Annotated in this window: 10 protein-coding genes; 5 read left to right on the plus strand and 5 right to left on the minus strand. The window is 66.5% G+C overall.

The genetic code is table 11. The features are described from left to right. Window positions 1-153: 153 nt before the first annotated feature. Window positions 154-621 (minus strand): 6,7-dimethyl-8-ribityllumazine synthase, encoded by a 468-nt coding sequence (gene ribE / locus ACLFQI_RS09220; RefSeq protein WP_410758712.1) that lies wholly within the window; start codon window positions 619-621, stop codon window positions 154-156. Window positions 622-633: 12 nt separating this feature from the next. Beyond that, entirely contained in the window at window positions 634-1,770 is a 1,137-nt protein-coding gene (gene ribBA / locus ACLFQI_RS09225) for a bifunctional 3,4-dihydroxy-2-butanone-4-phosphate synthase/GTP cyclohydrolase II (RefSeq protein WP_410758714.1), read from the minus strand. Between the two features lie 158 nt (window positions 1,771-1,928). On the opposite strand from ribBA, the gene lipA reads away from it, so the two are divergent. The 4 genes from lipA to speD all read left to right on the plus strand — a co-directional run bounded on the left by lipA (window position 1,929) and on the right by speD (window position 5,394). Continuing rightward, window positions 1,929-2,906, plus strand: coding sequence for a lipoyl synthase (gene lipA, locus ACLFQI_RS09230; RefSeq protein ID WP_410758715.1), 978 nt, complete (start codon window positions 1,929-1,931; stop codon window positions 2,904-2,906). A 345-nt stretch (window positions 2,907-3,251) separates the two neighbouring features. Beyond that, window positions 3,252-3,932 carry a riboflavin synthase gene (locus tag ACLFQI_RS09235; RefSeq protein ID WP_410758717.1) on the plus strand — a complete coding sequence of 227 codons (681 nt, stop codon included), beginning with the start codon at window positions 3,252-3,254 and terminating at the stop codon, window positions 3,930-3,932. Between the two features lie 159 nt (window positions 3,933-4,091). Next, window positions 4,092-4,514 (plus strand): OsmC family protein, encoded by a 423-nt coding sequence (locus ACLFQI_RS09240; protein WP_410758719.1) that lies wholly within the window; start codon window positions 4,092-4,094, stop codon window positions 4,512-4,514. A 46-nt stretch (window positions 4,515-4,560) separates the two neighbouring features. Continuing rightward, window positions 4,561-5,394: an adenosylmethionine decarboxylase gene (gene speD, locus ACLFQI_RS09245; RefSeq protein WP_410758721.1), complete on the plus strand. Its 834-nt coding sequence runs from the start codon at window positions 4,561-4,563 to the stop codon at window positions 5,392-5,394. A 4-nt stretch (window positions 5,395-5,398) separates the two neighbouring features. Here the strand turns inward: speD and coq7 are convergent, their stop codons facing one another. Both coq7 and ACLFQI_RS09255 read right to left on the minus strand, forming a co-directional pair. Next, window positions 5,399-6,043: a 2-polyprenyl-3-methyl-6-methoxy-1,4-benzoquinone monooxygenase gene (gene coq7 / locus ACLFQI_RS09250; protein WP_410758723.1), complete on the minus strand. Its 645-nt coding sequence runs from the start codon at window positions 6,041-6,043 to the stop codon at window positions 5,399-5,401. Then, a complete protein-coding gene (locus ACLFQI_RS09255; protein ID WP_410758725.1) occupies window positions 6,030-7,394 on the minus strand; it encodes a (Fe-S)-binding protein in 1,365 nt (454 codons plus the stop codon). The genes coq7 and ACLFQI_RS09255 overlap by 14 nt, the downstream gene beginning before the upstream one ends. 116 nt (window positions 7,395-7,510) lie before the next feature. On the opposite strand from ACLFQI_RS09255, the gene ACLFQI_RS09260 reads away from it, so the two are divergent. Further along, a complete protein-coding gene (locus ACLFQI_RS09260; protein ID WP_410758727.1) occupies window positions 7,511-7,831 on the plus strand; it encodes a (2Fe-2S) ferredoxin domain-containing protein in 321 nt (106 codons plus the stop codon). A gap of 26 nt (window positions 7,832-7,857) precedes the next feature. On the opposite strand, the gene ACLFQI_RS09265 is transcribed toward ACLFQI_RS09260, so the two are convergent. Then, a partial coding sequence (locus tag ACLFQI_RS09265; RefSeq protein ID WP_410758729.1) for a methyltransferase domain-containing protein occupies window positions 7,858-8,200 on the minus strand: 343 nt, incomplete at its 5' end.

Genomic DNA, 8,200 nt, shown 5'->3' on the forward strand with positions numbered 1-8,200 from the left:
CGATCCTCGGACATGCCCTCGGCGATCGCCTCCATCCAGGCCGGATCATCGAAGAAATGGCCGGCGATCTCGGTCGGCGATTGGCCGCTGACCTGCCATTGGTACAGCGCCAGCACGGCATAGCGGCGAGCCTCGCTGCGGCGGCCGGCCATCTCAGGCAATCCCGCGCAGCAGATCGACCATCTCGATCGCCGAGAGCGCGGCCTCGGCGCCCTTGTTGCCGGCCTTGGTGCCGGCGCGCTCGATGGCCTGCTCGATGGTCTCCACGGTGAGCACGCCAAAGGTCACCGGCAGCCCGTGCTTGAGGCTGACCTGGGCCATGCCCTTGACGCATTCGCTGGCGACGTACTCGAAGTGCGGCGTGCCGCCGCGGATCACCGCGCCGAGGGCGATGATGGCGTCGTAACCGCCCTTGGCGGCGAGGCGCTCGATCACCACCGGCATCTCGAAGGCGCCCGGCACGCGCACGATGCTCAGGTCGGATTCCTCGGCGCCGTGCCGTTTGAGGGCATCGAGCGCGCCTTTCTCGAGGCTCTCGACGATGAAGCTGTTCCAGCGCGAGACCACCAAGCAGTAACGCGCGTTGCCGGCGCGCAGTGCGCCTTCGTAGGTCTTGATCATGGGAGTGTGTCTCTAAATACGCTCGCCACCGAGGTACTCGACGACCTCGAGGTCGAATCCGGAGATGCCGTGCATGGCCTTGGGCGCGCTCATCACGCGCATCCGGTGGACGCCGACATCGGCGAGGATCTGTGCGCCGATGCCATAGGTGCGCAGTTCGTTGCGGGCGCTGTGCGGCGCCGATGCGGCCATGCGTTGCGCCGGATCGCGGTCGGCCGGCTCGCTGAGCGCGGCCAGTTTGGCCAGCACGTCAGCGCCTTGATCGCGGTTGCGCAACACCACGATCACGCCCTCGCCGGCCTCGGCGATCTGGCGCATCACGGCATCGAGCGGCCAACCACAGGCCGGGTGCTGGGCGCCGAAGAGGTCGCAGAGGGTGTTCTGCAGATGCACCCGCACCAGGGTCGGTCGCTCGGCATCGATCTCGCCCATCACCAGTGCCAGATGGATGTCGTTCTCGATGGTATCGCGATAGGCGGTCACCTCGAAGATCCCGAACGCCGTCGGCAGGCGGCCGCGCGCCTCGCGGATCACCGCCTTCTCGTTCGCCACCCGATAGTGGATCAGATCGGCGATGGTGCCGATCTTCAGACCGTGGGTCTCGGCGAAGCGCTCGAGGTCCGGGCGCCGCGCCATGGTGCCGTCCTCGTTGAGGATCTCGACGATCGCTGCGGCCGGCTCGAAACCGGCGAGCCGGGCGAGATCGCAGCCGGCCTCGGTATGGCCGGCGCGCACCAAGACCCCGCCCGGCTGCGCCATCAGCGGGAACACATGGCCGGGCTGCACCAGATCGCTCGGCCTGGCCTCGGCGGCGACGGCAGCGGCGATGGTGCGCGCCCGGTCGGCCGCCGAGATGCCGGTGGTGACGCCGTGTGCGGCCTCGATCGAGACCGTGAACGCGGTCGCATGCGGGGCATGGTTGGCGTTGACCATCAACGGCAGCCGCAGGCGCTCGCAGCGCTCCTTGGTCAGGGTCAGACAGATCAGTCCGCGGCCATACTTGGCCATGAAGTTGATCGCCTCCGGCGTGACGCTGTCGGCGGCGAGCAACAGATCGCCCTCGTTCTCGCGATCCTCGTCGTCCATGATCACCACCATGCGCCCGGCGCGGAGTTCGTCGATGATCTCGTCGGTGGAATTGAGGGCCATGGCAGGGAACGGGTCGGGCTGGGCGAGGTGGACGATGCGGGATCAAGCCGACAAGCATAACGCAGCATTGACAAACCGTCACTCGGTGCCGACGGAATCGAAACCACGGCCGATGATAGACTGGAGTCATCCGCCGGCTCTTGGAGAGGTTCTCGGACATGCCGAATCACCGCCCACTTACCCCGCCTTCACGCTTCAGCCCGCACACGCATCAGCGCGGCCTGGATAAGGTCGCGCGCATCCCGGTCAAGGTCGAGCGGCGGCCCGAGGTGCCGCGCAAGCCGGCCTGGATTCGTGCCAAGGCGCCCACGGGTGCGGGCGTGGCAAGGATCAAGCGGCTGCTGCGCGAGAACCGCCTCGCGACCGTCTGCGAGGAGGCACAATGCCCGAATCTGGGTGAGTGCTTCAATCATGGCACCGCGACCTTCATGATCCTCGGCGATGTCTGCACCCGGCGCTGTCCGTTCTGCGATGTCGCCCATGGCCGGCCGCAGCCGGTCGACGAGACCGAGCCCGAACTGCTGGCCGAGTCCATCGAGCGCATGGGGTTGGGCTATGTCGTCATCACCTCGGTCGATCGCGACGATTTGCGCGATGGCGGCGCCGGGCACTTCGCCGCCTGTCTGCGCGCGGTGCGGGCGCGCTGCCCGAAGACTCGGCTCGAGGTCTTGGTGCCGGATTTCCGGGGCCGCGAGGAGCAGGCCCTGGCCGCCTTCACCGGCGATGCGACGCCGGATGTGTTCAACCACAACCTGGAAACCGTGCCGGCGCTCTATCGCGCGGCGCGACCCGGGGCCGATTACGCCGGTTCGCTGGCGCTGCTGCAACGCTTCAAGGCCCGCTATCCGCAGGTGCCAACCAAGTCCGGGCTGATGCTCGGGCTTGGCGAGACCTCGGAGCAGGTGCTGGCGGCGATGGCCGATCTGCGCGCGCACGGCTGCGACATGCTGACGCTGGGTCAGTACCTGCAACCGAGCCGCGACCATCTGCCGGTGCGGCGTTACTGGGAGCCGGCCGAGTTCGAGGCGTTGCGCGTCGCCGGCGAGCGGATGGGCTTCACCAACGTCGCCAGCGGCCCGATGGTGCGCTCTTCCTATCAGGCCGATCGGCAGGCGCTGGGCGCGCTCGGTCGATGAGGCGGCGCGCGGCCGCGCGCGGCGCTGAGTTGCCCACAGCGGCTGCCGGCCTCGGGTTGCCCCGGCGGGTTCTCGGATCGCCCCCCGGAAGGCTCGCCGATTGATCGGTAACCTTTTGTTCTTGAAGGTAAAGAACATGGCGGCCAAGGTTTGACCGGGTTGACGCAAGCCCCCGGAAGTCATGCACTTAGTCGGCGGTGTCGACAATGTATCCACCGACTTATCCACAGGCCCTGTGGATCAACCCCGAAAGGCGAGGCGCGGGAATGACTTGGGCGAATCTCGCGCGAGAGCCGAGGAACCTTGATGCGCAACCTGGGATCACAACCTCGATGGGAGGTCGGGATGTTTACTGGAATCATTGAAGCCATTGGGCGGGTCGAGGCGCTCGAGGACCGCGGCGGCGATCGGCGCATCCGCATCGACACTGGGAGCGATGCCGGGATGAAGGCGGGCGCGCTCGATCTCGGTCAGGTGTCGATGGGCGATAGCATCGCCGTCAATGGCGTCTGTTTGACCGTCGTCGAACTCAGTGCGCGAGGGTTCGCGGCCGATGTCTCGCGCGAGACCTTATCGCTCACCACCTTGGGCACCCTCAAGGCCGGCGCCCGCGTCAATCTGGAGCAGGCGCTGCGGTTGTCGACACCGCTCGGCGGACATCTGGTCAGCGGCCATGTCGATGGCGTCGGCACCCTGCTCGAGGTGCGCGAGGACGCCCGCTCCTGGCGTCTGCAGATCCATGCGCCCGGCGAGCTGGCGCGCTATATCGCGCCCAAGGGCTCGATCTGCGTCGACGGCACCAGTCTGACCGTGAACCGAGTCAAGGGCGCGGTCTTCGATCTGAACATCGTTCCGCACACCCTCGGCGCGACCATCGTCGGCGAGTATCGCGTCGGCTCCCGGGTGAATCTCGAGGTCGACCTGATCGCGCGCTATCTGGAGCGGCTGTTGCTCGGCGAACAGGCGGTCGAGCACGCGGGCACGGGTCTCACGGAGGAGTTCCTGCGCCGCCATGGGTTCGCCTGAGGCGGGCAGGGCTGGCGAGGGGCGTCTCGCGTCTCGTCGCCTGCTTGGATGCATGGGTTTGGAGATTGCGCAAACGGCTCAAGGCATGATGCGTGCTAGGCTTCGAACCGGGTGTCGGGATCATCCGGAACGCCGCTGAACGGTGACAGGGGAGGGCTGATGAAGGCACGCGTCAAATGGGTCGACGGGGCGGCGATGGAGGGGGTCTCCGGCACTGGGCATCGGCTGCTGATGGATGGGCCGCCGGCGGCCGGCGGGCGCGATCTCGGCCCGCGGCCGATGGAGCTGCTCTTGCTCGGCATGGGCGGCTGCACGCAGTTCGATGTCTTGCTGATCCTGCGCAAGGCGCGCCAGGAGGTCACCGATTGCGTGGTCGAACTCAGTGCCGAGCGCAGCGCGAGCGATCCCAAGGTGTTCACCCGTATCCATGCCCACTTCATCGTCACGGGGCGGGCGCTGAGCGAGCGCCGCGTCGCGCGCGCCATCGAGCTGAGCGCCACCAAGTATTGCTCGGCGTCGATCATGCTCGGCGCGACCGCGACCGTGACCCACGATTACGAAGTGCGCGAAGCCGATCGCTAAGCGGTTAGAATCGCGCCTTTCACGCCCGCCGTTGGAGGGACAAGTCATGCCGAAGATGCATAACCGCTTGAAGCTACAGGGGTTCAACAACCTCACCAAGTCTCTGAGCTTCAACATCTACGATGTCTGCTATGCCAGCACGGCGGACCAGCGTCAGGCCTATCTGGACTACATCGACGAGGCCTACAACGCCGAGCGTCTGACCGGCATCCTGACCGATGTTGCCAACATCATCGGTGCCAATGTGCTCAATATCGCGCGCGAGGACTACGAGCCGCAGGGCGCTTCGGTGACCATGCTGATCGCCGAGGAGGAGGTGCGCGACGAGGAGGAGGTGTCCAACACCGCGAGTCCTGGGCCGTTCCCGGACGCCGTCGTCGGCCATCTCGACAAGAGCCACATCACGGTTCACACCTATCCGGAGAGTAATCCGCACAGCGGCATCAGCACCTTCCGCGCCGATATCGATGTCTCGACCTGTGGCCTGATCTCGCCGCTGAAGGCGCTGAACTATCTGATCCACGCGCTCGAATCGGATATCGTGATCATGGACTACCGCGTGCGCGGCTTCACCCGTGACATCGGCGGGCGTAAGCACTTCATCGACCACAACATCAGCTCGATCCAGAACTATCTCTCGCGCGACACCAAGGATCGCTTCCAGATGATCGACGTCAACGTCTATCAGGAGAATCTGTTCCACACCAAGATGGTCGTCAACCACTTCGATTTGAGCGACTATCTGTTTTGCGTCACCGCCTCGGACCTCTCGGACAAGGAACAGGAACGGATCGAGCGCCTGGTGCGGCGCGAGATGATGGAGATCTTCTACGGACGCAATCTTTCGCGCGAGATCGAGACCTGGAAGACCCCCCAATAGCGGCTCAGACCCAATAGGTGCCGTGCGTCATCAGTTTGGAGACCGCGCGCATCGCCAGCTTGACCGGCTCGGGTAGCTCGGCCCCGCCGGCGATCTGAGCGACCTGGGCATGATGGCTTTCGTCGAGTTTCATCTGCTCGAGGATCGCGCGGGTGCGGCGATCGTCACCCGGGACCTGGGCGATATGTTCGTCGAGGTGATCCTCGACCTGGCGCTCGGTCTCGACGACGAAGCCGAGGCTCCATTGGTCCCCGGCGAGACCCGCGGCACTGCCCATCGCGAACGAGCCCGCGTACCAGAGCGGATTGAGCAGACTCTTGCGGCCGCCGAGTTCCTTGATCCGCTCTTCGCACCACGCAAGATGATCGTTTTCCTCGTGCGCCGAGCGTTCGAGCTGCTCGCGCACGGCGGCATCGCGCGCGGTCAGGGCCTGGCCTTGATAGAGCGCTTGCGCGCAGACCTCGCCGGTATGGTTGATGCGCATCAGGCGGCCGATGTGCCGGCGTTCCTGATCGGTGAGGTCGACCTCGGCCTCGGCCTTGCCGGGATTGGCGCGCTCGGTCACTGGCGGGCGGCCGAAGAGGGTGCGCAGGGTCCGGTCCATGCCGATGAGGGCACGATCGATGGGGCTGTAATCACGGATGTTCATGGGGATGGGAGGCTCCTTCGGGATCGATGGGGAGTTGTTGCTCGATGAGCTGGATCGGATGCAAGACCGGGATCGCGAGGCCCGCCTCATCGAGTCGCGCGGCCAGATGCAGGGCACAGCCGGTGTTGGTGGTGACCAGATAGTCCGGCGCGAGCCGCCGCAGGGCCTCGATCTTGGGTTCGGCCAAGGCGAGCGCGATCTGCGGATGCTCGGTGAGATAGGTGCCAGCGGCGCCGCAGCAAGTGTCGTTTCCGGGTAGCGGAATCCGGGTGGCCGCCGGGATGCGTCGCAGCAAGGCATCGATGGCGCCCTGATCGCGCAACTGATTGCGGTGCGAGCAGGGCTCGTGCACAGCGATCCTGGCCGACAAGGATCGCAGTTGCAGCCCCGCCGGCCAAGGCTGATCGAGCAGGAAGCGACAGATCTCGACGGCGTTGAGCCCGCCTTGTTCGCGCAGTTCGGCGACACAGGCACTGGCGAGCCCGATGATGACGCGCTCACCAAAACGCCGGGCGTTGATCGCCAGCCGCTGATCGGCTTGCGCCGGATAGCCATTGTGGCGATGGATGGCGCCGCAGCAGACCTGATCGTTCGGCACCTCGACCGGGTAGCCAAGACGCGCGAGCAAGCGTTGCGCGGCCGCTTCCAAGGGCTGATCGGTCAGGCGAGCGACACAGCCGCGGAACAGGATCGGGCGCACGCGGGCTGCCTCGATCTCGGGCCCGGCCGCTGCGGTTCCGGCTGACCCGGACCGGGCTGACCCGGACTGGGCGGGCGCGGACGGGGCGAAGGCCGACCGGGCGGACGCGTAACAGGCTGGCGCGGGCTGCACCCACCTGGAGCGAACGGGGGCCCTTGGCCAGCGCAGCGCGCGCGCGAGGGGGTCGAGCACGCGAACGACAGGCCAGCGCTTGGCGAGCCCGGCAACCCATGGCCTCGGCAGGCGCAGCCAGCGATAACCGATACCGACCAGCGCCAGGAGTCGCAGCCCATCGGGCCGGGTCAGGAGCGCGAGCGCCGCGCGCCGCAGCCAGCGCCGCCAGCGCGGACGGCGCTGTTCGCGCAGCGCGCGCGCGCCATCCATCAGGGCGCCGTAGCGCACCAGAGAGGGGCAGCTCGGCTCGCAGGCGCGGCACTCGAGACAGTTGTCCAGATGCCGCGCGAGCCTTGGACCGTCGGCGATCTCGCCGCCGAGCCAGCCCTGGATCAGGGCGATGCGCCCGCGCGGCGATTCGCCTTCGTCGTGCGCGAGCTTGAAGGTCGGGCAATGCGGCAGGCAGTAGCCGCATTTCACGCATTGGTCGGCTAAGCTGAGCAGGCTGGCGACCTGGGGCTCGGGTCCGTCCTTCATGGCCGTCCTGCGGCTGGAGCGAGCGCGCATTGGGATGGCCGCGCCCGGGCCGCACCCTCTGGCTGGGTCGCCGGCGTTGCTGGCCAGTCTCTTGGATCAGGTTGGAGCTTTCGATTGTGTCCTATTACAAACATCATCTGTTCATGTGCGTCAATGAGCGAGCCGACGGCAGCCAATGTTGCGCACAGTGTAACGCCCAGGCCGCGCGCGACTTCTTGAAGAAGCGCAGCAAGGAGCTGGAGATTGCGGGGGCGGGTGGAGTGCGCGTCAACACCGCCGGCTGTCTGGACCGCTGCGGCGAGGGACCCGTGGCCGTCGTCTATCCCGAAGGGGTTTGGTACACCTATGTGGACACTGAGGATCTGGAAGAAATCCTGCAATCACATCTGATCGGGGGCGAGCCGGTGGCGCGGCTGCGACTGCCGGACTCGGCCTGAGGCTGGCTGAAGACGGCCGGGCGCACTCATCCGCCTCGGTTCGCCTGCGCCAGGCGTTGATGCGCAAAGCGCAGTAGCTCGGCCGCGCCATACTCGCGGTGATGATGATGTCGATCCCAGTGTCCGTCAGCGGCGGGGAAGACCTGCTGGGGATTCTCCAGGGCTAACCATTTCTCTCGATTCTCGGCGCGAAACAGGTTCGGGGTCGTCAGGTAGAGCAGACCGTCTCGGTTGAGGAGCGCAAGAAGCGCGCGCAGGAGTTCGACTGGGTTGACCGCCAGGTGTTCGAGCACCTCGGCAAAGGCAATGGCGTCGTAACCTTGCCGGGGCATGTCGAATGCGGCGGTGGTAGCTGTTGGCATGGGGATG

Source organism: Halochromatium sp., from assembly GCF_046541315.1.
In the GTDB taxonomy this organism is placed as follows: Bacteria; Pseudomonadota; Gammaproteobacteria; order Chromatiales; family Chromatiaceae; genus Lamprobacter.

Bases quoted from the DNA above. Each gene is read 5' to 3' on its own strand.
- ribE (WP_410758712.1), bottom strand. From the start codon at position 621: ATGATCAAGACCTACGAAGGCGCACTGCGCGCCGGCAACGCGCGTTAC.
- ribBA (WP_410758714.1), bottom strand. From the start codon at position 1,770: ATGGCCCTCAATTCCACCGACGAGATCATCGACGAACTCCGCGCCGGG.
- lipA (WP_410758715.1), top strand. From the start codon at position 1,929: ATGCCGAATCACCGCCCACTTACCCCGCCTTCACGCTTCAGCCCGCAC.
- ACLFQI_RS09235 (WP_410758717.1), top strand. From the start codon at position 3,252: ATGTTTACTGGAATCATTGAAGCCATTGGGCGGGTCGAGGCGCTCGAG.
- ACLFQI_RS09240 (WP_410758719.1), top strand. From the start codon at position 4,092: ATGAAGGCACGCGTCAAATGGGTCGACGGGGCGGCGATGGAGGGGGTC.
- speD (WP_410758721.1), top strand. From the start codon at position 4,561: ATGCCGAAGATGCATAACCGCTTGAAGCTACAGGGGTTCAACAACCTC.
- coq7 (WP_410758723.1), bottom strand. From the start codon at position 6,043: ATGAACATCCGTGATTACAGCCCCATCGATCGTGCCCTCATCGGCATG.
- ACLFQI_RS09255 (WP_410758725.1), bottom strand. From the start codon at position 7,394: ATGAAGGACGGACCCGAGCCCCAGGTCGCCAGCCTGCTCAGCTTAGCC.